Annotated in this window: 28 protein-coding genes and 2 pseudogenes; 17 read left to right on the top strand and 13 right to left on the bottom strand. The window is 58.8% G+C overall.

Annotated features, from left to right (window positions below):
• Positions 1-38: 38 nt before the first annotated feature.
• Entirely contained in the window at positions 39-1,796 is a 1,758-nt protein-coding gene (locus B9Z41_RS07280) for a cation:proton antiporter (RefSeq protein ID WP_100146386.1), read from the bottom strand.
• Positions 1,797-1,891: 95 nt separating this feature from the next.
• Between B9Z41_RS07280 and B9Z41_RS17035 the strand changes: the two genes are divergently transcribed.
• The 3 genes from B9Z41_RS17035 to B9Z41_RS07290 are packed head-to-tail and all read left to right on the top strand — an operon-like array spanning position 1,892 to position 3,774.
• Positions 1,892-2,068: a hypothetical protein gene (locus B9Z41_RS17035; protein ID WP_158236149.1), complete on the top strand. Its 177-nt coding sequence runs from the start codon at positions 1,892-1,894 to the stop codon at positions 2,066-2,068.
• Positions 2,069-2,071: 3 nt separating this feature from the next.
• Complete coding sequence (locus tag B9Z41_RS07285; protein ID WP_100146387.1) at positions 2,072-2,980, top strand: DMT family transporter; 909 nt, start codon at positions 2,072-2,074, stop codon at positions 2,978-2,980.
• Complete coding sequence (locus B9Z41_RS07290) at positions 2,980-3,774, top strand: SDR family oxidoreductase (RefSeq protein WP_100146388.1); 795 nt, start codon at positions 2,980-2,982, stop codon at positions 3,772-3,774. The genes B9Z41_RS07285 and B9Z41_RS07290 overlap by 1 nt, the downstream gene beginning before the upstream one ends.
• Positions 3,775-3,826: 52 nt before the next feature.
• On the opposite strand, the gene B9Z41_RS07295 is transcribed toward B9Z41_RS07290, so the two are convergent.
• The gene (locus tag B9Z41_RS07295; RefSeq protein WP_100146389.1) at positions 3,827-4,735 is read right to left on the bottom strand and encodes a DMT family transporter; all 909 of its coding nucleotides are present in this window, start codon (positions 4,733-4,735) and stop codon (positions 3,827-3,829) included.
• Positions 4,736-4,846: 111 nt separating this feature from the next.
• Here B9Z41_RS07295 and B9Z41_RS07300 point away from each other — a divergent pair, with 111 nt between their 5' ends.
• Positions 4,847-5,830 (top strand): quinone oxidoreductase, encoded by a 984-nt coding sequence (locus B9Z41_RS07300; RefSeq protein ID WP_100146390.1) that lies wholly within the window; start codon positions 4,847-4,849, stop codon positions 5,828-5,830.
• A gap of 73 nt (positions 5,831-5,903) precedes the next feature.
• The gene (locus B9Z41_RS07305; protein ID WP_100146391.1) at positions 5,904-6,296 is read left to right on the top strand and encodes a type II toxin-antitoxin system HicB family antitoxin; all 393 of its coding nucleotides are present in this window, start codon (positions 5,904-5,906) and stop codon (positions 6,294-6,296) included.
• 14 nt (positions 6,297-6,310) lie between these two features.
• Here the strand turns inward: B9Z41_RS07305 and lspA are convergent, their stop codons facing one another.
• The 3 genes from lspA to B9Z41_RS07320 form a co-directional block, all read right to left on the bottom strand.
• The gene (gene lspA / locus B9Z41_RS07310) at positions 6,311-6,799 is read right to left on the bottom strand and encodes a signal peptidase II (protein ID WP_100146392.1); all 489 of its coding nucleotides are present in this window, start codon (positions 6,797-6,799) and stop codon (positions 6,311-6,313) included.
• A gap of 23 nt (positions 6,800-6,822) precedes the next feature.
• Positions 6,823-9,675 (bottom strand): isoleucine--tRNA ligase, encoded by a 2,853-nt coding sequence (gene ileS / locus B9Z41_RS07315; protein WP_100146393.1) that lies wholly within the window; start codon positions 9,673-9,675, stop codon positions 6,823-6,825.
• Positions 9,676-9,779: 104 nt separating this feature from the next.
• The gene (locus B9Z41_RS07320) at positions 9,780-10,757 is read right to left on the bottom strand and encodes a bifunctional riboflavin kinase/FAD synthetase (protein ID WP_100146394.1); all 978 of its coding nucleotides are present in this window, start codon (positions 10,755-10,757) and stop codon (positions 9,780-9,782) included.
• Between the two features lie 114 nt (positions 10,758-10,871).
• Between B9Z41_RS07320 and B9Z41_RS07325 the strand changes: the two genes are divergently transcribed.
• The gene (locus B9Z41_RS07325) at positions 10,872-11,429 is read left to right on the top strand and encodes an HNH endonuclease (protein WP_100146395.1); all 558 of its coding nucleotides are present in this window, start codon (positions 10,872-10,874) and stop codon (positions 11,427-11,429) included.
• A gap of 1 nt (position 11,430) precedes the next feature.
• Here the strand turns inward: B9Z41_RS07325 and purN are convergent, their stop codons facing one another.
• Positions 11,431-12,018: a phosphoribosylglycinamide formyltransferase gene (gene purN / locus B9Z41_RS07330; RefSeq protein ID WP_100146396.1), complete on the bottom strand. Its 588-nt coding sequence runs from the start codon at positions 12,016-12,018 to the stop codon at positions 11,431-11,433.
• Positions 12,019-12,100: 82 nt separating this feature from the next.
• On the opposite strand from purN, the gene B9Z41_RS07335 reads away from it, so the two are divergent.
• On the top strand, positions 12,101-13,321 hold the full coding sequence (locus B9Z41_RS07335) for an acyl-CoA dehydrogenase family protein (protein WP_100146397.1): 1,221 nt from the start codon (positions 12,101-12,103) through the stop codon (positions 13,319-13,321).
• A gap of 9 nt (positions 13,322-13,330) precedes the next feature.
• Positions 13,331-14,446, top strand: a complete 1,116-nt coding sequence (locus B9Z41_RS07340; protein ID WP_100146398.1) for an acyl-CoA dehydrogenase family protein — start codon at positions 13,331-13,333, stop codon at positions 14,444-14,446.
• 57 nt (positions 14,447-14,503) lie between these two features.
• On the opposite strand, the gene B9Z41_RS07345 is transcribed toward B9Z41_RS07340, so the two are convergent.
• Positions 14,504-14,740 carry a DUF1653 domain-containing protein gene (locus B9Z41_RS07345; protein WP_100146399.1) on the bottom strand — a complete coding sequence of 79 codons (237 nt, stop codon included), beginning with the start codon at positions 14,738-14,740 and terminating at the stop codon, positions 14,504-14,506.
• 19 nt (positions 14,741-14,759) lie between these two features.
• Here B9Z41_RS07345 and B9Z41_RS07350 point away from each other — a divergent pair, with 19 nt between their 5' ends.
• Together B9Z41_RS07350 and B9Z41_RS07355 are read left to right on the top strand one after the other, a co-directional pair.
• Positions 14,760-16,115 carry an RsmB/NOP family class I SAM-dependent RNA methyltransferase gene (locus B9Z41_RS07350; RefSeq protein WP_100146400.1) on the top strand — a complete coding sequence of 452 codons (1,356 nt, stop codon included), beginning with the start codon at positions 14,760-14,762 and terminating at the stop codon, positions 16,113-16,115.
• Positions 16,116-16,150: 35 nt separating this feature from the next.
• Positions 16,151-17,362, top strand: coding sequence for an acyl-CoA desaturase (locus tag B9Z41_RS07355; RefSeq protein WP_100146401.1), 1,212 nt, complete (start codon positions 16,151-16,153; stop codon positions 17,360-17,362).
• Positions 17,363-17,430: 68 nt separating this feature from the next.
• On the opposite strand, the gene rpmG is transcribed toward B9Z41_RS07355, so the two are convergent.
• From rpmG to trxB, 3 genes are all read right to left on the bottom strand, one after another.
• Positions 17,431-17,601, bottom strand: a complete 171-nt coding sequence (gene rpmG / locus B9Z41_RS07360; RefSeq protein WP_100131508.1) for a 50S ribosomal protein L33 — start codon at positions 17,599-17,601, stop codon at positions 17,431-17,433.
• Between the two features lie 70 nt (positions 17,602-17,671).
• Positions 17,672-17,905 (bottom strand): 50S ribosomal protein L28, encoded by a 234-nt coding sequence (rpmB, locus tag B9Z41_RS07365; protein WP_100146402.1) that lies wholly within the window; start codon positions 17,903-17,905, stop codon positions 17,672-17,674.
• Positions 17,906-18,054: 149 nt separating this feature from the next.
• Positions 18,055-19,011: a thioredoxin-disulfide reductase gene (trxB, locus tag B9Z41_RS07370; RefSeq protein WP_100146403.1), complete on the bottom strand. Its 957-nt coding sequence runs from the start codon at positions 19,009-19,011 to the stop codon at positions 18,055-18,057.
• A gap of 104 nt (positions 19,012-19,115) precedes the next feature.
• Here trxB and B9Z41_RS07375 point away from each other — a divergent pair, with 104 nt between their 5' ends.
• From B9Z41_RS07375 to B9Z41_RS07385, 3 genes are all read left to right on the top strand, one after another.
• On the top strand, positions 19,116-21,464 hold the full coding sequence (locus tag B9Z41_RS07375; RefSeq protein WP_100146404.1) for a DNA translocase FtsK: 2,349 nt from the start codon (positions 19,116-19,118) through the stop codon (positions 21,462-21,464).
• A gap of 124 nt (positions 21,465-21,588) precedes the next feature.
• Positions 21,589-22,230 (top strand): outer membrane lipoprotein chaperone LolA, encoded by a 642-nt coding sequence (lolA, locus tag B9Z41_RS07380; RefSeq protein WP_100146405.1) that lies wholly within the window; start codon positions 21,589-21,591, stop codon positions 22,228-22,230.
• 36 nt (positions 22,231-22,266) lie between these two features.
• Complete coding sequence (locus B9Z41_RS07385) at positions 22,267-22,803, top strand: DNA-deoxyinosine glycosylase (RefSeq protein WP_100146406.1); 537 nt, start codon at positions 22,267-22,269, stop codon at positions 22,801-22,803.
• On the opposite strand, the gene B9Z41_RS07390 is transcribed toward B9Z41_RS07385, so the two are convergent.
• The 3 genes and pseudogenes from B9Z41_RS07390 to B9Z41_RS17215 form a co-directional block, all read right to left on the bottom strand.
• The gene (locus B9Z41_RS07390) at positions 22,787-23,188 is read right to left on the bottom strand and encodes a GNAT family N-acetyltransferase (protein WP_100146407.1); all 402 of its coding nucleotides are present in this window, start codon (positions 23,186-23,188) and stop codon (positions 22,787-22,789) included. The two genes, B9Z41_RS07385 and B9Z41_RS07390, sit on opposite strands and share 17 nt — an antisense overlap.
• 14 nt (positions 23,189-23,202) lie before the next feature.
• A pseudogene (locus B9Z41_RS16930) lies at positions 23,203-23,340 on the bottom strand (RidA family protein); the annotation flags it as partial.
• A 25-nt stretch (positions 23,341-23,365) separates the two neighbouring features.
• A complete protein-coding gene (locus tag B9Z41_RS17215; RefSeq protein WP_233202581.1) occupies positions 23,366-24,091 on the bottom strand; it encodes a helix-turn-helix domain-containing protein in 726 nt (241 codons plus the stop codon).
• A gap of 270 nt (positions 24,092-24,361) precedes the next feature.
• Here B9Z41_RS17215 and B9Z41_RS07405 point away from each other — a divergent pair, with 270 nt between their 5' ends.
• The 4 genes and pseudogenes from B9Z41_RS07405 (at position 24,362) to B9Z41_RS07420 (ending at position 26,736) form a co-directional block, all read left to right on the top strand.
• The gene (locus B9Z41_RS07405) at positions 24,362-24,610 is read left to right on the top strand and encodes a helix-turn-helix transcriptional regulator (protein WP_100146409.1); all 249 of its coding nucleotides are present in this window, start codon (positions 24,362-24,364) and stop codon (positions 24,608-24,610) included.
• Positions 24,600-24,962 (top strand): HipA N-terminal domain-containing protein, encoded by a 363-nt coding sequence (locus B9Z41_RS07410; RefSeq protein ID WP_100146410.1) that lies wholly within the window; start codon positions 24,600-24,602, stop codon positions 24,960-24,962. The genes B9Z41_RS07405 and B9Z41_RS07410 overlap by 11 nt, the downstream gene beginning before the upstream one ends.
• A pseudogene (locus B9Z41_RS07415) lies at positions 24,934-25,089 on the top strand (integrase core domain-containing protein); the annotation flags it as partial. The gene B9Z41_RS07410 and the pseudogene B9Z41_RS07415, both read left to right, overlap by 29 nt.
• A 357-nt stretch (positions 25,090-25,446) precedes the next feature.
• The gene (locus tag B9Z41_RS07420; RefSeq protein ID WP_100146493.1) at positions 25,447-26,736 is read left to right on the top strand and encodes a replication-associated recombination protein A; all 1,290 of its coding nucleotides are present in this window, start codon (positions 25,447-25,449) and stop codon (positions 26,734-26,736) included.
• Positions 26,737-26,741: the final 5 nt, after the last annotated feature.

Here is a 26,741-nt window from a genome sequence, read left to right on the forward strand (position 1 = left end):
AGGTGAGGGTGGTCGCTAGGGCAGACACTGGGTGTACGTTAAGGTGCAGCGTCATCCTGAGGCTTGGGACTCTCGCGCATCAGGGCATAGCGGCTCATTCGCTGCGCTTGCACCAAGCGGAATACCCGCTTGAGGGGCGTGCCGATCAGGGCCAAGGTCTGGCTGGCCAGCATCAGGCTGCCTTCAATCACTTCAGGCACCACCTCGGCAGCGCCTGCGGCGCGCAGTTGTTCTAAGTCTTTGTCGTCATGGGTGCGCACCACCACCGGCACATGGGGCGCGTGCTCTTTGACCCACGCCAGCACTTTGAGTGCAGACGCGGTGTCGGGGTAGGTCACCACCACCGCCGCGGCGCGGGCCAAGCCCGCAGACATCAAACTGGTGAAGCGCGTGGCATCGCCAAACTCCACATGGTGGCCCATGTTGCGGCCGCTTTGCACTTTGTCGGGGTCGCTGTCGAGCGCTACATACGCGACGCCTTCCAGACTCAACAGGTCTACCAAGTTGTGGCCGCTGCGCCCGTAGCCACACACAATGACGTGGTTCTCCGTCTGCAAGGTGCGCTGCGCCATGCCGGTGAGGGCCAACGATTGTTCGAACCAGTCGGTGCTGACTAAGCGGCTGACGATGCGGTCAGCATTCATCACCAAAAAAGGTGTGGCAATCATCGACAGCACCATCGACGCCAAGATAGGGCTGATCCAAGCCGATGGGATCAACCCGTGGCCTTGACCCAAAGACAGCAACACAAAGCCGAACTCACCCGCCTGGGCCAAATAAATGCCGGTGCGCAAGCTCACACCAGCCGTTGCGCCGTGCAGCCGCGCCAACACAAACACCACTGCGGCTTTCATCACCACCGGCACCAGGGTGAGCCCTAGCACCCAGGCCCAGTTGTCGACCACCACCTCCCAGTCCAGCTTCATGCCGATGGTGATGAAGAACAGGCCCAGCAGCACATCGTGGAAGGGGCGGATGTCGGCTTCCACCTTGTGCTTGAAATCGGTTTCGGCAATCAACATGCCGGCCAAGAAAGCTCCCATGGCCAGCGACAAGCCAGCCCACTCCGTCAACCAAGCCAGCCCCAATGTCATGAACAACAGGTTGAGCATGAACAACTCGTCGCTCTTGCGCCGCGCCACCAGCATCAACCAATGGCGCATCACGCGCGGGCCGCCCCACAGCAGCACACCCACCAACACAGCGGCTTTGAGCGCGGCGATGGACAGGGCGCGCCACAAGTTGTTGTCGCCCATGTCGGCCAACGCAGGAATCAGCACCAGCAAGGGCACCACAGCCAAGTCTTGAAACAGCAACACGCCCATCACCCTCTGGCCGTGTGGCGATTCAAGCTCCACCCGGTCAGCCATGAGCTTGACCACAATGGCCGTGCTCGACATGGCCAGCGCACTGCCCATCGCCAAGGCGGTTTGCCAACTCACATGCCAGGGGCGGGCGAGTTGTGTCATCAACCAAGCAATGCCCAGGTTGAGCACCCAGGTGCCCAGCAAGGTCAGCACCACTTGGCCGAGCCCCAGCCCAAACACCACCTTGCGCATCTTGTTGAGCTTGGGCAGGTTGAACTCCAGCCCGATCACGAACATCAAAAACACCACACCAAATTCGGCCAAGTGCTCAACGGCAGTGGAGTCTTTGGCCAGCGCCAAAGCATTGGGGCCAATCACCAAACCTGCCAGCAAGTAGCCCAGCATGGCCGGCAAATTCAGCAAGCGACACCCCACCACGCTGACGACTGCGGCGCAGAGATAGAGCAGGGTCAGTTCGAGGGAAGACATAGGTGAATGGTATCAACCGCCCGAATTGACCTCGACACAAACCGGTCATCCCCAGGCCATTAAACTTGAGGGCCATCGAACCCAAGGAACCGTTGATGTTGTTTCAAACCATCATGCAAACCAGTCTGCGCAAGCTCAGGGCCAAGTTGCATTTGTCGCCACGTCCTGTGGTGACGTCCAACGAGCCCGCGCCCAAACACGGCCTTTGGTTGTTCATCGCCGTGGTGTTGGCAGCCTTGGCTTTGGCGGTGGTGTTGTCGCGTTTTTTCTGAGGCATGCCACACACCATCAAACCCAGCGTACCGGGGCTCTTGCTGGCATCTGCAGGTGCCATTGCCTTCAGTGGCAAAGCCATCATCGTCAAGCTGTCTTACCGTTATGGCGTGGATGCGGTCACCATCATCATGTACCGCATGCTGTTTGCCTTGCCGTTTTTCTTATTGCTGGGCTGGTGGTCTGAGCGCCAGGCGCATGCCCGTGCCAACCCGCTGACCCGTGCCGACGCTGCGCGCATTGCTGCACTGGGTTTTGTGGGGTACTACCTGTCGAGCTACCTCGATTTTTTGGGGTTGCAATACATCACCGCCAGTTTGGAGCGTTTGATTCTGTACCTCAACCCCACCCTGGTGGTGTTGATCGGTTGGCTGTTGTACAAAAAACCCATTCAACCCATCCGCATGTTGGCCATGGCAGTGAGTTACAGCGGCGTGTTGCTCGTGTTTGCGCATGAACTGTCGTTTGCGGGTGCCGATGTGCTGCTGGGCGGCAGCTTGGTGTTTGCCAGTGCACTGACCTATGCGATGTATTTGATTTACAGCGGTCAGTGGGTGCAACGCATTGGCGCCATGCGCTTGGTGGGATGGGCCACCAGTGTGGCCTGTGTGTGTTGCATCGTGCAGTTTGTGGTGCTGCGCCCTTGGTCGGCAGCCGATGTGCCCGTGGATGTGTTGTGGCTGGCGGGCTTGAATGCGGTGGCTTGTACCGTGGCTCCGGTGCTGATGGTGATGATGGCCATTGAGCGCATTGGTGCCGCCTTGACAGCGCAAACTGGCATGATCGGCCCCATGGCCACCATTGCCCTGGGCGTAATGGTGCTGGATGAACCACTCAATCTGTGGATTGGGTTAGGAACCCTGCTGGTGTTGAGTGGTGTGTTTATCGTTTCAAAGTACGGAGCAAAGTGATGGATTTAGGTCTCAAAGGTAAGTGGGCGTTGGTGGGTGGTGCAAGCAAGGGTCTGGGCTTGGGCTGCGCGCAATCGCTGGCGCGAGAAGGCGTTAACGTGGTGATCGTGGCGCGTGGTGCAGAGGCGCTGAACGCGGCTGCAGTGGAGCTGCGTAAATTTGGCACCACCATTTTGACCGTGCCCATGGACATCACAACCCCTGAGGGGCGTGAAGCTGTTTGGTCGGTGGCGGGTGGCCCTGGCAAAAGCTTTGACATCGTGGTGACCAATGCTGGTGGGCCACCTCCTGGCGACTTTCGCAACTGGGAGCGTGAGGATTGGGTCAAAGCTTTGGACGCCAACATGCTGACCCCGATTGAACTGATCAAAGCCACGGTAGACGGCATGGCCGAGCGTGGCTTTGGCCGTATCGTCAACATCACGTCGGGCGCGGTGAAGGCACCGATCGATGTGTTGGGCTTGTCCAACGGCGCACGTTCGGGCCTGACTGGTTTTGTGGCGGGTTTGGCGCGCCAGCCTAAATTGGCGTCACGCAACGTCACCATCAACAACTTGTTGCCAGGTGCCTACGACACAGACCGCATCCGCACCACCTTGAAAGGCGCGGCAGAAAAAACGGGCAAGTCGATTGAGGAAGTGGCTGAAGCACGCAAGAAAACCATTCCGACGGGGCGCTTTGGCCACCCTTCGGAGTTTGGCGACACCTGTGCGTTTTTGTGTTCGGCACAGGCGGGGTACATCACGGGACAAAACGTGTTGACCGATGGCGGGGCCTACAGCGGCACGTTCTAAAGAAACCTGCTCGACCCACAGCCCTTGATGCGCCTAAGCATCAGGGGCTTTTTTATCGCCGCGACGACACCACGATGCCGCCCACAATCAGCGCGAATGCGGCCATGTGGTACCAAGCGGGCAACTCACCCAAGGTCAAGACAGATAGCAGGGCCGCAAACAAGGGCGTGAGGTTGGCAAAGAAACCCGCGATGTTGGGCCCGACTTGTTGCACACCCAGACCCCAGCAGCGGTAGGCCAGCATGGCCGGGCCCACGGCCACAAACACCAACGCAGCCACCAGCGGCCAGCTCCACAGAATGTGCGCGTCGGTGATGGCCCATTCACCTGCGGTGAACAGCCCTGACCACACCAGCCCCAATGCGATTTGTGCCATCAAGAAGTTGGCCCAATCGTTTCGCACCTCGGTGGGCTCGGTGGTTTTTGCCAGCAGCCAGCTGTAACCCGCCCATGAGGCGGTGGCGATGAGCACGAACACATCGCCCATCACCAACTGCACTTGCAGCAAGGCTTGCCAATCGCCTCGGCACAACACCAGCAACACGCCGGTGATGGACAACAAGGCCCCAACAATTTGTCGTTTGCGAACGGTTTGTTTGAAAAAGAGGGCGCCAATGCCCAGCATGAACACCGGGTTGCTAGATGCCACCAAGGTGACGTTGATGGGGGTGGAGGTTTGCAACGCCAAATACTGCAAGCTGTTGTAGCAGCCGACGCCCAAGAAAGACAGCACGGCATAGCGCTTCCAGTGCGACCACAAGGGGCTGTGACGCCGCAACACCTGGTAGGTAAAGGGCAAGAGCAGCAGCCCGGCCAAGACCCAGCGCACAAAGTTGAGCGTCATCGGCGGGATCATCGCGTGGATCATGCGACCCACGATGACGTTGCCGGCCCAAAGGAGTGGAGGTATCAACAAAAGCGCCGCAGAGCGCGGCGTCAGGGCTTGGGCAGAAAAATGCATGGGCTGGACTCTAACCGAGCATGAATAACCGAGGTGACACCCGAGGTACGGCGTTTCATGGCAGGATGCCGAACCTTAAATTTTTTGCCATTCCCCTCAGGAGCTCATCCCATGACCCAAGCAGTCATCATTGAAAAACACGGCGGTCCCGAAGAAATGAAATTGGTCGATGTGACCGTGGGCGAACCAGGCCCCGGTGAAATCCGCATCCGCCACAAAGCCATTGGCTTGAACTTCATCGACGTGTACCAACGCATTGGCTTGTACGCCGCGCCCATGCCACTTCGCTTGGGCATGGAAGCTTCCGGCATTGTGGAAGCCGTAGGCGAAGGCGTGACCCATTTGAAGGTCGGTGACCGTGCAGCCTACGCCAGCCACCCCTCGGGCAGCTACTGCGAAGTGCGTGTGATGCCTGCCAAGTGCGTGTGCAAATTGCCTGACGCCATTTCGTTTGAAACCGGTGCCGCCATGATGCTCAAGGGCTTGACGGCCCAGTACCTGCTCAAGCGCACTTTGCCCCAAGGTGGCTTGAAAGCTGGTGACTTCATCTTGTTCCACGCCGCCGCGGGTGGTGTGGGCTTGATCGCCTGCCAATGGGCGCGTGCCCTGGGCTACCAACTGATTGGCACCGCAGGCAGCGAAGCCAAATGCAAGCTGGCCAAAGACAACGGCGCGGCCTTTGTGATCAACTATTCCACCGAGGACTTCTTGGCTCGCGTGAAAGAAATCACCGGCGGCAAAGGCGTGAAAGTGGTCTATGACTCGGTGGGCAAAGACACCTGGGACAAATCGCTCGACTGCATCGCCCCCTTTGGTCTGATGGCCAGCTTTGGCAATGCATCGGGCCCCGTGCCCCCATTTGCCCCTGGCATCTTGGGCAACAAGGGTTCGATCTATGTGACCCGTCAAACCTTGTTCAGCCACATCGTGACTCGCGAGAGCACGCAAGAAATGGCCGACGATTTGTTTGAAGCCGTCACCAGCGGCAAGGTCAAGATCCACATCGACCAAACCTACAAGCTGGCCGACATTGCCCAAGCGCACCGCGACTTGGAAGCACGCAAGACCACCGGTTGCACCATCATCACGCTGTGATCTGATTGTTCAACCTGAGTTGGTAAAAAGCCCTGCTGGTGACAGCAGGGCTTTTTTAAAGCGAGAACACACCATGAAGTACCCGATTGCCATTGAACCTGAAAACGCCACGACCTCGTGGGGCGTTGTGGTGCCCGATTTGCCGGGCTGTTTTTCTGCCTCTGATTCCGGCATGGATGAGGCCATTGAAAATGCCAAAGAGGCGATTGAGCTTTGGATTGAAACAGCGTTGGATTTGGGACAAACCATTCCTGCTGCGAGTTCGATCACGCAGTTGCAAAGAAAACGTGAATTCAAAGGCTGGGTTTGGGCTGTGGCAGAGATTGATCCGGCCTTGTTGTCCGACGAGATCGAGCGTGTGAATATCACGCTGCCCAAGCGTGTGCTGGCCCGTTTGGATGCCAAGGCCAAGGCATTTGGCGAGTCTCGTTCAGCCTACATCGCGCACTTGGCCATCAGCGCTTGATGGCGTGCGTGGGTTCAATGCCCACGTCGCACCCGCAACACCTCATCCAGCACCAAACAGGCGGCGCCCAAGGTGATGGCGCTGTCGGCCAGGTTGAACGCTGGAAAGTGGATGCCTGCGTGGTGAAAGTCCAAGAAGTCGACCACATAGCCGTAGAGCACGCGGTCGATCACATTGCCCACCGCACCACCCAAGATGCAGGACAAGGCCAAGCCAAACAGTTGTTGTCCGGGATGTTTTTTCAGCATCCACACGATCACGCCTGCCGAGACCAGCCCGAGCCCGGTAAAGAACCAGCGCTGCCAGCCGCCTGCGCTGGCTAAAAACGAAAACGCAGCACCTTCGTTGTGAACACGCACGATGTTGAAAAAATCGGTGACTGCAAAGCCCTCACCCAAGCCATAGCGGCCCACGATCAACACCTTGGTGAACTGGTCGGCCAGCACCACCACCAAGGCCAAGCCGAGCCAAAGCCAATGGGACGGGGTGTGGTGGCGTGTCATATGTCAGGTGTGATTGAAAGGCTTCAAGCGCAGTGGCGTACTTCGCCGTCGCCATACAGGTTGCTGGTGCAGCGACCACACAAGGTGGGGTGTGCTGCGTCGTGACCCACGTCGTCGCGGTAGTGCCAGCAGCGCTCGCATTTGGCATCGGAGCTCACGCTCACTTGGGTGGCCAGGGCTTCGCCTTGTGTCAAGACAATGGCGGAGGTGATGAAGACAAATTTCAAATCTTCACCCAGACTGCTCAACAGGGTGTAGTCGCTCGCGTTGGCTTGCAACGCGATGTTGGCTTGCAGCGACGAGCCCAATTTGCCATCAGCACGCACGGTCTCGATGTCTTTGTTGACTGCGTTACGAATCTCGCCAATGCGTGCCCACTTGGCCAGCAATGCGGTGTCGGCCTGACCCAAATCTACAAAGGTTTCCAGGAAGATGGATTCGGAGTTGCCAAACAAACCCCACGCCTCTTCGGCGGTGAAGCTCAAGAACGGTGCCATCCAGCGCAGCATGGCGTGGGTGATGTGGTGCAACGCGGTTTGCGCACTGCGGCGTGCCAGCGATTTAGGTGCTGAGGTGTACAGGCGGTCTTTGAGCACGTCCAGGTAAAACGCTCCCAAGTCTTCTGAGCAATAGACCTGCAATTTGGACACCACGGGGTGGAACTCGTACACATCAAAGTGCGCACGGATATCGGCTTGCAGTTGCGCGGCGCGTGACAGCGCGTACTTGTCAATCTCCAGCAAATCGTCAAACGCTACCGCGTCTTGTGCCGGGTCAAAGTCGCTCACGTTGGCGAGCAAAAAGCGCAAGGTATTGCGAATGCGGCGGTAGGCGTCGACCACGCGGGCCAAGATTTTGTCGTCGATGTTGAGGTCACCCGAGTAGTCGGTGGAGGCCACCCACAGACGCACAATTTCTGCGCCCATCTTCTCTGTGACTTCCTGGGGCGCGACCGTGTTGCCCAGGCTTTTGCTCATCTTGCGGCCTTGACCGTCGGTGGCAAAGCCGTGCGTCAACAGGCCTTTGTAGGGCGCGCGGTCATACAAGGCGCAGCCCAACAACAGCGAGCTGTGGAACCAGCCCCGGTGCTGGTCGTGGCCTTCGAGGTACAGGTCGGCTTCGGGGCCTTCTGCGTGGAAAGGCGCGCGGTCATAGGCGTTTTTGTGGCTACCGCGCAGCACGTGTTGGAAGGTCGAGCCCGAGTCAAACCACACCTCCAAGATGTCGGTGCTCTTGGTGTACTGGGCTGCGTCGTCGCCCGCTTGGTTCAAGATGTCTTCCACCGTCACGCGGCTCCAGGCTTCGATGCCGCCTTGTTCCACGATGTCAGCCGCTTGGTCCAAGATGGCCATGGTGCGTGGGTGCAACTCGCCACTGTCTTTGTGCAAGAAGAACGGCACCGGCACGCCCCAGCTGCGTTGGCGCGAGATGCACCAGTCGGGGCGGTTGGCAATCATGTCGCGCAAACGCGCTTTGCCGTTTTCTGGGTAGAACTGGGTGTGTTCGATCGCGTCGAGTGCGAGTTGGCGCAGCGTCTTCGGGGCTTTGTCGGTGGTGAAGACACCTGGGCCTTCGTCCATGCGGATGAACCATTGCGCTGCGGCGCGGTAGATGACGGGCGTTTTGTGCCGCCAGCAATGCGGGTAGCTGTGGGTGATGGTTTGTGTGGCCAGCAAACGTCCGGCACTTTTCAAGGTTTCCAAAATCACAGGCACAGCTTTCCAGATGTGCAGGCCACCGAACAAGGGGAAGTCAGCGGCATACGCGCCGTTGCCTTGGACCGGGTTCAAGATGTCGGTGTACTTCATGCCGTGCGCCATGCAGGAGTTGAAGTCATCCACGCCATAAGCCGGGGCGCTGTGCACGATGCCGGTGCCGTCGTCGGCGGTGGCGTAGTCGGCCAGGTACACCGGTGCGGTGCGTTGGTAGCCTGCGTCCACGTGTGACAGCGGGTGGTGGAATGCGATGTGGTCGAGTGTTTTACCCAAGGTGGTCGCAACGACGGCGCCGCTGAGTTGCCAGCGCTCCAGACATTTCGCCACCAAGGACTCGGCGCACATCAACAAACCACGTTCGGTGTCGACCAAGGCGTAGGTCAACTCTGGGTTGAGGTTCAAAGCCTGGTTGGCAGGAATGGTCCATGCGGTGGTGGTCCAGATCACGGCATAAGCGTCTTTGTCGAGCTTGGGCAGTCCGAAGGCTGTGGCGAGCTGGTCGGGTTGGGCGCATTGGAAGGCCACATCCAGGGTTTCGCTTTTCTTGTCGGCGTATTCAATTTCAAACTCGGCCAAAGACGAGCCGCAGTCAAAGCACCAGTAGACGGGCTTCAAGCCACGGTAGACAAAGCCACGCTCGATCACGCGTTTGAAGGCGCGCAGTTGGCCCGCTTCGTTGGCTGGGTCCATGGTGCGGTAGGGGCGCTCCCAGTCGCCCAGCACGCCCAGGCGTTTGAAGTCCTCGCGCTGTTGCTCAATTTGTTCGGTGGCAAAGGCGCGGCTTTTGGCTTGCATGTCATCGCGGCTGAGCTTGCGTCCGTGCAGTTTTTCAATCGCGTTTTCAATCGGCAGGCCATGGCAGTCCCAGCCGGGGATGTACTGCGCGTCAAACCCCGCGAGTTGCTTGGACTTGACGATCATGTCCTTGAGCACTTTGTTGAGCGCATGGCCAATGTGCAGTTTGCCGTTGGCGTAGGGCGGGCCGTCGTGCAACACAAACAAGGGTGCGCCTCGGCGCGCCACACGCAGCTTTTTGTACAAACCTTGTTCGTTCCACTGCTTGACCCAACCGGGCTCGCGCTTGGGCAAATCGCCACGCATGGGGAATGGCGTGTCCATCATGTTGATGCGTGTGTCGGGGGAGGCGGTTTTGTCGGTCATGGCAGTTTCAAATCGGGCAAGGCGGGTTGGGCGAAGGCTCGCTGAAGGGGCGGGCTTAGGGCTTCAAGGACAGACGCGGGGCAAGGTGCGTCGGGCGTGCCCCGTCAAATTCGGGCGCTGAGGGCCCAGGCACGCGCGTCCTCACAGTCTTGGCGTATGCCTTGTTGCAAGGCTTCCAGACCGTCGTATTTGCGCTCGTCGTGCAATTTATGTAGCAGTTCCACGCGGATGATTTTACCGTAGCCCCCTTCGTCGCCTAGGCGAGTCGGCCAGTCCAGGCAATGGGTTTCCAGCAGCACTCGGCCCCCGTTCACATCGTTGGCGTCAAGCGAGGGTCGAATGCCTAAGTTGGCCACCCCGGTCAAGGTGGTGTCGCCCAGGCCATGGACGCGCACCACGAAGATGCCACTGGCAGCAGGTTTCCAGTGCGAAAAGCGCAAGTTCAGGGTGCGGCAGTTGAGTTCGCGTCCGAGTTTGCGCCCATGCACCACATGGCCTGAGATGGCGTAGGGACGCCCCAGCAACTGAGCCGCTGCGTGCATGTCGCCCCGCGCCAAGGCATCCCGCACGGCTGAACTCGATACGCGCAAGCCATGTACCTCGTAGCTGTTCATGCGTGCCACGTCGAAGCCCAGTTTCGCCCCTGCGGCATCGAGCATGGCGTAGTCGCCCGCACGCTTGGCACCAAAGCAGAAGTCGTCGCCGACCAGCACGTACTTCACGCCCAGGCCTTGGCACAGCACGTCCTGGATAAAAGCTTCAGGTTGTTGAGAAGCGAAGGCGTGGTTGAAAGGCAGCACCACGCATTGGTCGACGCCGCAGGCCCGTAATTCGTTGAGTTTGTCGCGCAACGTGGCGATGCGCGCAGGCGCCAGTTCGGGCTGTTGAAAGCGTTGGGCGAAGAAGTCGCGTGGATGCGGCTCGAACGTCATCACGCAACTGGGCACGCCCCGGTGGCGGGCTTCGTTTTGTAGCAAGGCCAGCATGGCCTGGTGGCCTCGATGCACACCGTCAAAGTTGCCGATGGTCAGGGCGCAGGCAGGTGCGAGCGCACGGTGGTGAAAACCTCTGAAAACTTGCATGGTGCTGAATAGTTGGTGCGTGACAAGGACTTGACACGCAATCGCTGTATATTGTCCTTGATAGACGTGTGCATTCCGAATCGGTGTTTTGAACTCGAATGATGGAGGTGTGTTGTGAAGGTCTTGAAACTCTCGGCCCAGGGGCTGCCCCAATCCTGGATCTCGCTGGAAGAAGCGGTCATCCATTACGCAGCGGGAGACGTGCGCTGGGAGTCTGGCGGCGAGGTGGCGGTGTTTCATGGCGGTACCAATGCCATCACGGGCGAGTTGTCGGTGATTGCTGTCAACAGCATCATCGGCACGCGAGGTGTGCCCAACATCAACCCTTTTGATTTAAAGCCCGGCCTGACCAACGCCAAGTTGTTTGCCCGTGATCGCAATATTTGTGCTTACTGCGGCGACCATTTTCACGACACCGAACTCACGCGTGAGCACATTCGGCCCTTTGGCCAACAAGGCATGGACCACTGGATGAATGTGGTCACGTCGTGCAAGTCATGCAACCACCGCAAAGGCAACCGCACGCCGGAACAGGCGCATATGCCTTTGCTGTATGCCCCTTACGTACCCAGCCTGTGGGAAGACTTCATCTTGCGCAACCGCCGCATCCTGTCCGATCAGATGGAGTTTTTGATGGCGCATGTGCCCAAGAGCTCTCGGCTCTTGGCTTGAGTTATTGCAGCAGTTGCGCCACTGTTTTCGGGTACATCACATGCTCTTGCGCCAGCACGCGCTCGGCCAAGGTGTCTGGGGTGTCACCGACTAATACGGGCACCACCGCTTGCGCCAAGATTTCCCCGTGGTCTAACTCTGCGGTCACGCGGTGCACGGTGGCCCCAGCGAATTTGCAACCGGCTTTCAGCGCACGTTCGTGGGTGCGCAGTCCCGTGAACGCGGGCAGCAGCGAAGGGTGAATATTGATCAAACGCCCGGCGTAATGCGTCACAAATCCAGGGGTCAGGATGCGCATGAAACCCGCCAGCACCACCAGATGCGGTTGATAGGTGTCGATCACGGCCATCAAGGCGGCGTCAAAGGCCTCACGTGGTTGCGCGTGTGCGGCAAAAGCGGTGTGCTCGACCACTGCGGTGGCAATGCCTTGGGACTTGGCCAAGGCCAAGCCGGGCGCGTTGGGGCGGTTGCTGATGACGGCGCTGATGCGCGCGTTCAGGTGCTTGGCCCATTGCTCGGCTTGTGCGGTTTGCACGATGGCAGCCATGTTGGAGCCGCTGCCAGAAATCAGGATCACGATATTTTTCATCTGGTCCGAATTATCCAGGGGTAAAAAATCGCACGGTCGTGCTAAAAACGAGGAATCACGTTTTGGCGAAGGAAGTACCACGATGGATTTGGCTTTTACCCCCGAAGAAGAGGCGTTTCGTCAAGAAGTGCGTGCATGGGTGCACGCCAATTTGCCGCCTGACATTTCGCACAAAGTGCACAACGCCTTGCGCTTGACGCGCGACGACATGCAGCGTTGGGCCAAAATTTTGGGCCAAAAGAACTGGTTGGGTTACGGCTGGCCCAAGCAATTTGGTGGCCCAGGCTGGACAGCGGTGCAAAAACATTTGTTCGAAGAAGAGTGTGCGTTGGCAGGCGCGCCACGCATCGTGCCGTTTGGCCCGGTCATGGTGGCCCCGGTGATCATGGCCTTTGGCAATGCCGAGCAACAGCAGCGCTTTTTACCCGGCATCGCCAGCGGTGAGGTGTGGTGGAGTCAGGGCTACAGCGAGCCTGGCTCCGGCTCAGACCTGGCCTCGGTCAAAACGCGTGCCGAGCGTGTGGGCAACCACTATGTGGTCAATGGCCAAAAAACTTGGACCACCTTGGGTCAATACGGCGAGTGGATTTTTTGTCTGGTGCGCACCAGCAACGAGGGCAAACCGCAAACCGGTATCTCCTTTTTGCTGATTGACATGAAGTCGCCTGGCGTGAGTGTGCGCCCCATCAAGCTGCTGGACGGCGAGTGCGAGGTCAACGAGGTGTGGTTTGACAACGTGCAGGTACCCGTTGAAAACCTGATTGGCGAAGAGAACAAAGGCTGGACTTACGCCAAGCATTTGCTGGCGCATGAGCGCACCAACATTGCCGACGTCAACCGTGCCAAGCGTGAATTGGAACGCTTGAAGCGCATTGCCAAAGCCGAGGGCGTCTACGACCCGGCCACAGGCGGTGTGGAGGCCCTGCGTTTTCGCGATGAAATTGCCAAGCTCGAAGTGGATGTGGTGGCGCTGGAGATGCTGGTGCTGCGCGTGCTGTCCGCCGAGAAGTCGGGCAAACAAACGCTCGACATCGCTGGCCTGCTCAAGATCAAAGGCAGCGAAATTCAGCAGCGTTACACCGAGCTGATGATGCTGGCCGCTGGGCCTGCCAGTGTGCCGTTCATCGAAGAAGCGATGGAGGCGGGCTGGCAGGGCGACCCTGCGCTCAGTGGCTTGTGGACGGGCGGTGCCATGCATGCTGCGCCGCTGGCATCGAGCTACTTCAACATGCGCAAGACCACCATTTACGGTGGCTCCAACGAAGTGCAGCGCAACATCGTGGCCCAAGTGGTGCTCGGATAAGGAACAGACATGGACTTCAATTTTTCAGACGAACAAGAGCAACTGCGTGATGCGGTACGCAAGTGGGTCGACAAAGGCTACGACTTTGAGCGTCGCCGTGCGGTGGTGGCCGAGGGCGGTTTTTCGCGTGCCGCTTATGGCGAATTGACCGATTTGGGGCTGGGCGGCCTCTACATTCCTGAAGCCTTGGGTGGCTTGGGGATGGGGCCAGTCGAGGGCATGGTGGTGATGGAAGAGTTGGGGCGTGGCATCGTGCTCGAACCTTTGGCGCAGACCTTGATCGCCGGGGCAGTGCTCTCAGGCTATGCCCCTGCCGAGGTGCAAGCGGCATGGTGCGAGAAGGTGGCCACGGGTGAGGCTTTGGTGGTGCTGGCGCATCAAGAGCGCGCCGCGCGTTACCAATTGGCCCATTGCCAGACCACTGCCGAATTGCAAAACGGGCAGTGGACCTTGACTGGTGCCAAGAGCGTGGTGCCTGCGGGTGACCAGGCCGATGCGTGGCTGGTGCCTGCCATGGCTAAGGGCCAAATGGGGCTGTATTTGGTGGAGCGCAACGCCGCTGGCGTGGCGACCCGGGGTTACCTCACGCAAGACGGCAGCCGTGCGGCTGAGCTGAGCTTGCACCAAACGCCAGCCACCTTGGTGACCGCCGACGGCATGACGGCTTTGCTGCACGCGCAAGACATTGGCATTGCGGCTGTGTGTGCCGAGGCCGTGGGGGTGATGGACAAAACCGTGGCTATCACGGTCGAGTACATGAACATGCGCAAGCAGTTTGGTGTGGCCATCAGCAGTTTTCAGGCCTTGCGCCACCGCGTGGCCGACATGAAGATGCAACTGGAGTTGGCCCGCTCCATGAGCTACTACGCATCCCTCAAGCTCAACGCCCCGCAGGACGAACGTCGCCGTGCCATGGCGCGTGCCAAGTACCAGTTGGGCACGTCGATGCGCTTTGTGGGCCAACAGGCGGTGCAGCTGCATGGCGGCATTGGGGTGACCGATGAATACATCGTGAGCCACTACTTCAAGAAGCTCACGCAGCTTGAGCTGAGCTTTGGCGACACCCTGCACCACTTGGGCCAGGTCTCGGCGCAAATGCAAGACACCGCCGGCGTATTTGCCTGAAGGGCCTTGCCAGCCCCTCCGTTCGCCCTAGCGCAGGGCTTTCAGTTCAGGGCCTTTTCAGTTGGCGCGCTGAAAGCGCGGTTGCAGCAGGCCGTCGATCACCACCTGTTCGGTGAACATGGTGGCTGGACGTACCCACAAACCATGGGCACCATAGAGTGCGCGGTACACCGTCATGGGCTCTAGCGTTTCGCTGTGGCGCGCGGTGCCAATCACCTCGTACATGCCGCCTTTGTAGTGGCGGTACAGGCCGGTGGGGGTTTCTTCGAGAGGGGGTAGGTCTTGGTCGTTCATGGGTGGGACAATACACCCTATGCACCCAAAAGCCCTGTTAGAAGCTTGTACCGAGCTTGTTCGCCTCACCTTGAAGTTTGACCATCCGGCTGACGCCGTGGTTTCTAAGTTTTTCCGTGATTACCGTAAAACCTATGCCTTTGGCCCGCGTGAGCGTGCCGCTCTGGCCGAGACGGTTTACAACGTCTTGCGCTACAAATTGCGCTACGACCACTTTGCACCCTCAGGCTCTGGCCCCAAAGAGCGCCGCTTGGCCATTTTGGGCTTTGCGGAGCACTTAGACCAGCAAGCGCCGATGGCGGCAGGCGGTCCTGGCAACAAGCCTGCCCCCGGCAAGCGCAAAGCCGACAGCTCGGGTCCGCGCGACTTTTTGAAGAGCGCCCTGAGCGACCCAGAAATTGTCTGGCTCGACGCCTGTGCCCAAGTGCAAACGGCCGATTTGATGGAGCGCCATCGCCACAACCTGCCCGAGTGGCTGGTGGCCCCGCTCAAAGCCCAAGTGGGCGATGGGTTTTGGCCCTTGGTGGCGCGCCTCAATGGTTCCGCTCCGCTGGACTTGCGCGTCAACACTTTCACCGACAAACGCAGCGATGTGCAGCATGAACTCAAACTGGCAGGTATCAAGGCCGAGTTGACGCCTTATTCCCCCTGGGGCTTGCGCATTGACGGCAAACCAGCCCTGAGCCAACTCGATGCCTTTGCCCGTGGTGCCATCGAGGTGCAAGACGAGGGCTCGCAGCTCTTGGCTTTGTTGCTCGACGCCAAGCGAGGCGAAATGGTGGTGGACTTTTGTGCCGGTGCCGGTGGTAAGACCCTGGCCATTGGTGCGGCCATGCGCAGCACTGGACGGTTGTACGCGTTTGACACCTCCGCCCACCGTTTGGAAGCTTTGAAGCCACGCTTGGCCCGCAGCAAGCTCTCCAATGTGCACCCTGCGGCCATTGCCCATGAACGTGATGACCGGGTGAAACGCTTGAGTGGCAAGATTGACCGTGTGCTGGTCGATGCGCCTTGTTCGGGCCTGGGCACCTTGCGCCGCAACCCTGACATGAAATGGCGTCAGTCCCCGCAAGCGGTGGCCGAGTTGACCGTCAAACAAACGGCTATTTTGGCCAGCGCCGCACGCTTGCTCAAATCCGGTGGTCGTCTGGTGTACGCCACATGCAGTGTGTTGCCTGAAGAGAACGAAGCCATTGCCCAAGCTTTCAGCGCCGCCCACCCAGACTTTGTTCCGATGTCGGCAGCCCAGACCCTGGCCGAGCTGAAGGTGGAAAACGCCGCCTCTCTTTGCACGCCAGATGGCTTGTATTTGCGCCTTTGGCCCCATCTACATGCCACGGATGGCTTTTTTGCGGCCGCCTGGACCCGCAAGTAAAATTATCAAATATTCATTGAAACTGGAAACTTCGCATGTTGTTACCCAATTGGCCTTGGCTTGACGCAACCCTGTTTTGGTTGGGCCACGGCCTGCTTGACCTGACCTGGTGGCAAGTGGTGTTGGTGACCTTAGGGTTGACGCACATCACCATCGCCAGCGTGACGATTTATTTGCACCGTTATTCCGCACACCGTGCGCTGGACTTGCACCCCATCGTGTCGCACTTCTTTCGCTTCTGGCTGTGGTTGACCACGGGCCAAGTGACCAAAGAGTGGACCGCCATTCACCGCAAACACCACGCCAAGTGTGAGCAAGCCGAAGATCCGCACAGCCCCCATGTGTACGGCATCAAAACCGTGCTGCTGACCGGTGCTGAGCTGTACCGCAAAGAATCCAAAAATCTCGAGACCCTGGCACGTTATGGCCATGGCACACCGGACGACTGGATTGAGCGCAACGTCTACACCCGTTTTTCTTGGCAGGGCGTGGCCCTGATGCTGATCATCAATTTGGCCTTGTTTGGGGCCATCGGTCTGACCATTTGGGCCGTGCAGATGATGTGGATTCCTGTCACTGCCGCGGGCATCATCAACGGTGCGGCGCATTACTGGGGGTACCGTAACTTTGAGGCCCCTGACGCCAGCACCAACATTTCCCCCTGGGGCATCATCATTGGTGGCGAAGAGTTGCACAACAACCACCACACCTACCCCACTTCGGCCAAGCTGTCGGTCAAGCCCTATGAGTTTGATCTGGGCTGGGCGTACATCCGTATTTTGGAAACTTTCGGTTTGGCCACGGTCAAGAAAACGCCTCCTAAGCTGGCGTTTGGCGACATCAAGCCTGTGGCTGATGAGAAGACTCTGGAAGCCGTGATTGCCAACCGCTACGAAGTGATGGCCAATTACGCACGCCAATTGCGCAGTGCCATGCAGCAAGAGATTGCCAGCTTGCCAGCCAAGCCTGCCGAATCTGTGTTGGCTGCCGCCAAGCGCTGGATGCACCGTGATGCAGAGAAAATCCCTGCGGCGGTGGTGGCCCAACTCGCCCAAGCCCGTGCGGTGCTGCCTGTGGCAGACAAGATGGTGCGTATGCGCGAAGAACTGCGTCAGCTGTGGCTCAACACGGGCCACAACCGCGCCCAGTTGGCGCTGGACCTGCAAGCCTGGTGCAAGCGCGCTGAAGACAGTGGCATTGCTGCGTTGCAAGAGTTCTCTGTGCGATTGCGTGCCGTGCACGCTTAAGCGTCGCTCCTTCAAACAAAAACCCGCTGTTCTTGCGATCAGCGGGTTTTTTATTGGGCCAGTCTGAATTACTTCAGCTTGGTTTCCTTGTATTCCACGTGCTTGCGAGCTTTGGGATCAAACTTCATGATCAACATTTTCTCGGGCATGGTTTTCTTGTTTTTGCTGGTCGTGTAAAAGTGACCGGTGCCGGCTGTCGATTCCAGCTTGATTTTCTCGCGTCCGCCTTTGGATGCCATGATCGTTTCCTTAAATTGATTTAGTCAGTTGAGGACAGAGCTTGCAAGCTTCGGTCTGTCCCGCAAATCATCAAGCCTGACCGCGGGCGCGCAAATCGGCCAGCACAGAGTCAATGCCATTTTTGTCGATCAGGCGCAGAGCCGCGCTCGACACGCGCAAGCGCACCCAACGGTTTTCGGTCTCCACCCAGAAACGGCGGTATTGCAGGTTCGGCAAGAACCGGCGCTTGGTTTTGTTGTTGGCGTGGGAAACGTTGTTCCCCGTCATCGGGCCTTTGCCCGTTACTTCACATACGCGTGCCATGTGGACACTCCATGATTTTCTATACGGCAGCTCGTTGTCACGAGCGCCTCACCTCGCCAGAAAGGGTGGCGGTAACCCGACATTTGCAGCTTTGCCCCCATCTGAAAGACGGGGCCATATTCAACAAAGCCTGAAATTATAGCGTTTTATCAAACGCCTTCTTGTTCCAAGAAGCGTTGGGCGTCCAAGGCGGCCATGCAGCCCGTGCCGGCGCTGGTGATGGCTTGGCGGTACACATGGTCTTGCACATCACCTGCCGCAAAGATGCCGGGCACGCTGGTCATGGTGGCAAAACCCTGCAAACCGCCTTGGGTGACGATGTAGCCGTCCTTCATGGTCAACTGGCCTTGAAAGATGTCGGTGTTGGGTTGGTGGCCAATGGCAATGAAGCAGCCTTGCAGCGTCAGGTCACGGGTGCTGCCGTCTTGGGTGCTTTTCAGGCGCACACCGGTCACGCCTGAGGCGTCGCCCAACACTTCGTCCAGGGTGCTGTGGGTTTGCAACACGATCTTGCCTGCGGCCACTTTGTCCATCAGCTTGTCAATCAAGATCGCTTCAGCCTTGAACTTGTCGCGGCGATGGATCAGGTGCACCACGCTGGCGATGTTGGAGAGGTACAGCGCCTCCTCCACCGCGGTGTTGCCACCACCCACCACGCAGACCGGTTGCTCGCGGTAGAAAAAGCCGTCACAGGTGGCGCAACCCGACACGCCACGGCCCATGAAGGCCTCTTCAGAGGGCAGTCCCAGGTACTTGGCCGAAGCGCCGGTGCAAATGATCAGGCTGTCGCAGGTATAGACACCACTGTCGCCGGTGAGTGTGAAGGGGCGCTTTGAAAAGTCGACCGTGTGGATGTGGTCAAAGACGATCTGGGTGTTGAAACGCTCAGCGTGTTGCTGGAAGCGCTGCATCAGCTCGGGGCCTTGCACGCCATTCACATCGGCGGGCCAGTTGTCCACTTCGGTGGTGGTCATCAGTTGGCCACCTTGGGCCATACCCGTGATCAGCAGGGGCTTCAAGTTCGCGCGCGCCGCGTACACGGCGGCGGTGTAGCCCGCAGGGCCAGAACCGAGAATCAAAACTTGGGCGTGTTGGGGGGTAGACATCGTGACAACTCGATCGAAAGAGACAATAAAGACAAGATTGTAAGAACCCGGCCGAGGCCCTGCGTGATGTGGGGCCGTCCCTCGGGTAAGCTCTCCCATCTGACATGACCTATTCGCTCAACACCCTCAACAACGACCGTCGTCCGACCCGAGGCGACGACGACGCCAAACCCACCGGATTCAGGCGCTTTGCACAAGAAATCGCGCTCACCGCCGGTTTTGTGTTCATGCTGTTTTGGTTGCTGGCACTGCTCACCCATCACCCGCTGGATCCTGCGTGGACCACCTCAGGCACAGGCAACAGCGTGCGCAACTTCGGTGGCCGTTTGGGTGCCTGGTTGGGGGACATGAGCTTTTTCTTGCTCGGCTATTCGGTGTGGTGGTGCTATGTGGCTGCGCTGGTGGCTTGGCTGGCCTCCTTGGCCGAACGTTTGCGTGAAGACGATGCCCCGCCTACCGAGAACTTAGGCTGGCGCCATACCCGTTTTGCATTTTGGGCGGGGTTGGCCTTGTTGCTGGTCTCCAGCGTGGGCTTGGAGTGGACCCGTCTGTACCGCTTTGAAGATCGCTTGCCTGGGCATGTGAGCGGTGGCGTGTTGGGCTATTTGGTGGGGCCATTCAGCTTGAAATGGCTGGGCTTCAATGGCTCGGGCTTGATCTTCATCGTGTTTGGTGTGGTGGGTGCCTCTTGGGTGTTTCGTTTCTCCTGGGCCCAAACCGCTGAGAACATTGGGGCTTGGGTCGACGGCTGGATCGAGGCTTGGCGCGAGCGCCGTGAGCGCGAACAAGACGAGGCCTATGGCCAAGCCGCTGCCCGTGAACGCGAAGAAGTGGTGTTTGAAGAACGCGTCGAGATTGAAGAACACCACCCCGTGCCGGTGGTGATTGAACCTGAAATGGTCGAAGTGCCCAAGAGCGCGCGCGTGGCCAAAGAGCGCCAAAAGCCCTTGTTCACCGAGATGGTGGATTCGCGCCTGCCTCAGGTGGACTTGCTCGACGGCCCCTTGGTGCGTCAAGACACCGTGGCCCCCGAGACGCTGGAGATGACCAGCCGCATGATCGAGAAAAAGCTCAAAGACTTTGGCGTCGAAGTGCGGGTGGTGGCCGCATCGCCGGGCCCCGTGATCACGCGCTACGAAATTGAGCCCGCCACCGGTGTCAAAGGTTCGCAGGTGATGAACCTGGCCAAAGACTTGGCGCGCTCGTTGTCGCTGGTGTCCATCCGTGTGGTCGAGACCATTCCCGGCAAAAACTACATGGCGCTTGAGTTGCCCAATGCCAAACGCCAGTCGATTCGCCTGAGTGAAATTCTGGGCTCTGACATTTACAACGAAGCCAAGTCCATGCTCACCATGGGCTTGGGCAAAGACATCGTCGGCAACCCCGTCGTGGCCGACCTGGCCAAGATGCCCCACGTGCTGGTGGCTGGTACCACGGGCTCGGGCAAGTCGGTGGGTATCAACGCCATGATCTTGTCGCTGCTCTACAAAGCCGAAGCGCGCGACGTGCGCTTGTTGATGATCGACCCCAAGATGCTGGAGATGTCGGTCTACGAAGGTATTCCGCATTTGTTGGCACCGGTGGTCACCGACATGCGCCAAGCCGCACAGGGCTTGAACTGGTGTGTGGGCGAAATGGAGAAGCGCTACAAACTCATGAGCAAGCTGGGTGTGCGCAACTTGGCGGGCTACAACGCCAAGATCGACGAAGCTGCCGCGCGCGAAGAATTCATCTACAACCCCTTCAGCCTGACACCCGAGCAGCCTGAGCCCTTGCAGCGTTTGCCGCACATCGTGGTGGTGATCGACGAATTGGCCGACCTGATGATGGTGGTGGGCAAGAAGATCGAAGAGCTGATTGCCCGTTTGGCCCAAAAGGCCCGCGCCGCAGGCATTCACCTGATTTTGGCCACCCAGCGCCCCAGCGTGGACGTGATCACGGGCCTCATCAAGGCCAACATCCCGACCCGCATCGCCTTTCAGGTCAGCAGCAAGATTGACAGCCGCACCATCCTCGACCAAATGGGTGCCGAAGCCTTGTTGGGCATGGGTGACATGCTCTACATGGCCAGCGGCACCGGGCTGCCCATTCGCGTCCACGGCGCCTTTGTCAGCGATGAGGAAGTACACCGCGTGGTGAGCTACCTCAAGACCCAAGGTGAGCCCGACTACATCGAGGGTGTGCTCGAAGGCGGCACGGTGGATGGGGACGGCAATGCCAGCGGCCCCGACTTGTTTGGCGACGCACCCGCAGAAAAAGACCCGATGTACGACCAAGCCGTCGAAGTGGTGTTGAAGAACCGCAAGGCCAGCATTTCGCTGGTGCAGCGCCACTTGAAAATTGGCTACAACCGTGCCGCGCGTTTGGTGGAAGACATGGAAAAAGCCGGCATGGTCAGCGCCATGAGCAACAACGGCCAGCGCGAAATTTTGGTGCCCAAGCGTGATGAGTAGCGTCACACCTCCACCGCATGACAAACCTCAACTGTTCGCCATGAATAACCCAGCTCTTGAGGTGTCGCTCGCACAGACTCTGGGCAGCTTGAAGCGGTGGACACACGCGATCCTGCATGCGGTGATGGGGTGGGCTTTGGCTGGGGCGTGTGCGTGCGTCGGCGTGGCGCATGCCAACAGCCTAGACACCTTGGCTGTTTTCTTGAAAACCACCCAAAGTGGACGTGCCGACTTCACCCAGGTGGTGACGTCCCTGGCTAGGCCCGACCAAGCGGTGCGCAGCAAAACCTCGGTGGGCAGCTTTGCGTTTGTGCGGCCCTTGCGCTTTCGCTTTGATTACCAAAAACCATTTCCCCAAACCATCGTCGCCGATGGACAAACCTTGTGGTTGTATGACGCAGACCTGGCCCAGGTGACAGCCCGCAAGCAAGCCCAAGCCTTGGGCAGCACGCCCGCCGCCTTGATTGCCACTGCCGCCGATCTGGCAGCCTTGCAAAAAGAATTCACCTTGCAAGCCGAGCCCGACGCCAACGGCTTGCAGTGGGTGCAAGCCACACCCAAGAGTCGCGACAGTGCCTTGCAGTCGGTGCGCATTGGCTTGCGTGTGCAAGCACAGGGCACAGCCTTGGACAAGCTCGACATCTTGGACGCCTTGGGTCAGCGCTCGGTGCTGAGCTTTGAGCGCTTCGAGATCAACCCTGCCAATCTGGGTGTGGCGCAGTTCAACTTTGTGCCGCCCAAGGGCGTGGACGTGGTGCGGCCCTGAGCCCAGCCCAGCTTGGCCGTTGGTGGCCCTTTATCCATGACACGCCACCCGACGCCGCAGCCCACGCTGCAAGGCCTGCCGCCTTTGCTCAGCGCCAACACCCGCTTGGTCGTGTTGGGCAGTTTTCCGGGTGTGGCCTCGCTGCGCGCTCAGCAGTATTACGGCCACCCACAGAACCATTTTTGGAAAATCGTGGCCACCTTGTTATCGCCCGACCCAGCGGCTGTGCTGGCGCAGCACTACGACGCACGTGCTCAGTGGTTGCTCGCCCATGGCGTGGGCCTGTGGGATGTGTACGCCGCGTGTGAGCGTGAGGGTAGCTTGGACAGCCAAATTCAAAATGCCCAAGTCAACGATTTACCCAGCCTGCGCCAGCGTTGCCCGGCCTTGGCGGGCGTTGCCCACAACGGTGGCGAGAGCTTTCGCCATGCCCGCATCACGCAGGCTTTGGGACTGCCGGTGTACCGTCTGCCCTCCACCAGCCCGGCCAATGCCAGCTGGTCGTTCACGTGCAAGTTGGCTGCGTGGTGCGAGGTGTTTGAGGCGGTGGGCTTGATCAAGCCTGGCGCTTGATCACAAACGCGTTGTCTGCCGCTGTGAATCCCACCTTGGGGTAGTAGCCCATAGCCCCCGGAGCGGACAGCAAAATCAGCGACACCCCGTCGCCCATGGCGTGGCGTACCTGGGTGATCAAGGCGTCGCCGATGCCCTGGCGCTGGTAGGCATGGTCCACGGCCAGATCAGACAGGTAGCAGCAATAACAAAAGTCGCTCAATGCCCGCGCCACGCCCACCAAGTGGTCGCCGTCCCATGCGCTCACCACCACATTGGCGTTGGCAAACATCAGGGCGATGCGCGCTGCATCTTGCGTAGGGCGTGTGATGCCTGAGTTGTTGAAGACACGGATGATGTCAAATGTGTTCAACGCAGTGTTGAGTCGGTAGTCAATCTTCGGCATGGCTGGCCTTTCAGCTAAATCGCTGCCATCAAATCCAGTTCAACGGTCGCGCCCTTGGGCAACTGGGCCACGCCAACCGATGTTCGCGTATGACGGCCTGCTTCTCCCAACACCCGAAACAGCACGTCGGATGCGCCGTCGCTCACTTCACTGTGTAGCCTCATGGATGCATCTTGCTCACGCTGCCTTAGCGCGCGTTCGCTGGGGGGTAGTCTTCAAACGAATTTCCACCGTTCTTCCCACTGCGCTTGCCGCCTTGATCAAGGTGTCCAGCTGAATGGACAAGTTGCTCGGGTCAAGCACGCGGTCAAGCTGGGAGCGGCTGGTCGCCATCCGTTGCGCCATGCTGACTTTGCTGATCTTGCCGCTTTGCATGGCGTCGTCTAATTGCTCGGCCAATGCTCGCTTGAGTGCACGGGCCTGTACCTCTTCATAGATGCCATCCTCTTTGAGGAAGTCATCAAAACTGCTGCCCATATGGGGGTTCGGCTTAGTTGTCTTGGCCATGTTGCCACTCCTTGAATCGTTTGTTTGCCAACTCGATATCGGCTGGGTTGGTTTGCCGATCGGCCACTTGTACTGCACGTATGCAATGTCTTCCCCGATGCTCTGCCGATCTGATTTGTCCAGTCCCTTCAACCAGTCACGGACGGGTTCATCGCCACTCGCAGTGCAATAAAAAATTGCTGGAATTTTTCTATAAGAAGACACACTTAAATTGTACCTTATGAGGTTCTTTTTTTGGACATGTGAACCGCCAAGCATTACCCGCTTGAACCCCTTCGCTGCACTTTGGCTATCACCCGATTCCTCATTCCCAACCACATCCCCCTCGCTGAACGCCTGCGCCCAAGCAGCTTGGGCGAGGGCATGGCCTCTGAGACTTGCCTTCCAGTCAGGCAAACCGACAAGATCGCCCCCATCATTGGCCCGTTTAGACCTCCAACGACGATGGCAGCGACGATGGCAGCGACGATGGCAGCGACGATGGCAGCGACGGGTTGACTGCCGTTTCTAGGTTGAATCACTTAAACAAGGACGCAAGGGAATAATAATTTCCCGTTCGGGATTTTTTCTGACACGGCTTGCGTGAGTATTCACTTATATCCCTATCGGGAAATATTCTTGCCGTGCAGAGAAAACCCCCGGATAATTTACCGAACGGGAAATTGCATGACAACCATCACATCGGCTCAACAGCTGGGCCAAGCCATTCGCTCAACGCGCAAACATCTGCGGCTCACACAGCCCCAACTGGCATTGACAGCAGGCGTGGGGGTGCGCTTTATTGTTGAGTTAGAAGCTGGCAAACCAACTGTGCGACTCGATGCGGTGATGCGCGTGATCGCCTCTCTCGGTGGGGTGATCCACGTGGAGGGTTTGACATCACCTGAACATGAGAACACAAGAGATGCCGCATAAATTAAAAGTCTGGCTCTTCAATGAACCCGTGGGCACATTGGGTTTGGTCAACGGACGACTCAGCTTTGAATACGCGCAGGAGTGGCTGCAAAACCCCCAAGCCATGGCCATCTCTTGCGCCTTGCCACTCCAAGCCGCCACCTTTGATGACCATCTGAGCCGCCCTTTCTTTGCGGGCCTACTGCCCGAGGGAAAAATGCGCCAACTCATAGCTCAGCAGCTGCATGTCTCGGGCCAAAACGACTTTGCATTGCTCGACCATCTCGGCGGAGAGTGTGCAGGTGCCATCTCCCTGCTGGAACAAGGGCAACAGCATTCAGTGCTGGGCCAAACAATGGGGCATCCGGTTTGAATACATCCAGCCAGGCAAACCGCAGCAAAACGCTTATGTCGAACGGTTTAACAGAACTGTTCGGTATGAATGGCTGTCCCAGTACTACTGGGCTGATCTACAGGAGGTTCAGATGTTCGCGACCCAGTGAGTAGGCATCCCCCTGTTGGCCCACACTGGGCATCATAGAACTGAGGTGGTGCTGCAAGTCGAGTCAGTGCAGGCAATCAAGGAGTGGGCGTGGCCCGCCGAGTGAGACCTAACCCTTCACAGGGACTTCCCAAGTAGTCAAGCACTCGCAGGCGCGAGTTATTCACTGTTGACGGCTTTCTTGCACGGGCATGACGGCCTTGTTGCGCCTTAGTGGGCGCGGACCCAGATACGAACCGCTCGGCAGGGCCCCATTCCGTTCCCGTGGTCATGGCTGCCCCATTTAACCGCCAAGCCTCTCCCGCTTGACCCCCTTCGCTACACTTTGGCCATCACCCGATTCCTCCTCCCCAACGTGTCTTCCACCCACATCCCCCTCGCCGAACGCCTGCGCCCACGCATCTTGGGCGAGGTCATTGGTCAGCAGCATTTGCTGGGCGAGGGCATGGCATTGCGAGTGGCGTTTGAGTCGGGCCAACCACACAGCTGCATTTTGTGGGGCCCGCCCGGTGTGGGCAAAACCACCATCGCGCGTTTGATGGCCGATGCGTTTGATGCACAGTTTTTGTCCATCAGCGCGGTGTTGGGCGGTGTGAAAGAAATCCGTGAAGCGGTGGAGATGGCGGTGGCCGTGCGCGATGGCTTGGACCCTCGGCGCACCATCATGTTTGTGGACGAGGTGCACCGTTTCAACAAAAGCCAGCAAGACGCGTTTTTGCCGCATGTCGAGTCGGGGCTGTTCACCTTCATTGGTGCGACCACCGAAAACCCCTCGTTCGAGGTGAACTCGGCCTTGTTGTCGCGTGCCGCGGTGTATGTGTTGCAACCCTTGTCCGTGGACGACCTGGGCCAAATCATCGCCAAGGCGCAAGCCATTGACGCGGTGCCCGCCCTGGACGAAGCAGCACACCAACGTTTGGTGGCCTATGCCGATGGCGATGCCCGCCGCTTGCTCAACACCCTAGAAACCTTGGCTGTTGCGGCCACACGTGAAAAGCTTCCAGAGATCAACGACGTTTGGTTGATGCGTGTGCTCGGCGAGCGCATGCGCCGCTACGACAAAGGCGGCGAACAGTTCTACGACACCATCAGCGCCTTGCACAAGTCGGTGCGTGGCTCCGACCCCGATGCCGCGCTGTATTGGCTGGTGCGCATGCTCGATGGTGGGGCCGAGCCCAAGTACATGGCGCGTCGTTTGATTCGCATGGCCAGCGAAGACATTGGCTTGGCCGACCCACGTGCCCTGCGTTTGGCGCTGGACGCCGCCGAGGTGTACGAGCGCTTGGGCAGCCCCGAAGGCGAGTTGGCCCTGGCCGAGTGCGTGGTGTACCTAGCGGTGGCGCCCAAGTCGAACGCGGTCTACAAGGCCTACAACGAGGCGCGCGCGCTCATCAAAAAAGATGGCACCCGCCCGGTGCCCATGCATTTGCGCAACGCGCCCACGAAGATGATGAAAGACATGGACTGGGGCAAGGGCTACCGCTACGCGCACGACGAAGAAGACGGCTTTGCCGCCGGAGAAACCTACATGCCTGAGGGGCTGCACAATCCGGGCTTCTACCGCCCGGTAGAGCGCGGTTTGGAAATCAAAATAGCCGACAAGTTGCGCCAGTTGCGTGACAAAAACCAACAAGCAGGTCAGTGAACCCC

Origin of the sequence: Limnohabitans sp. JirII-31 (assembly GCF_002778315.1) — a bacterium.
Lineage (GTDB): Bacteria > Pseudomonadota > Gammaproteobacteria > Burkholderiales > Burkholderiaceae_C > Limnohabitans.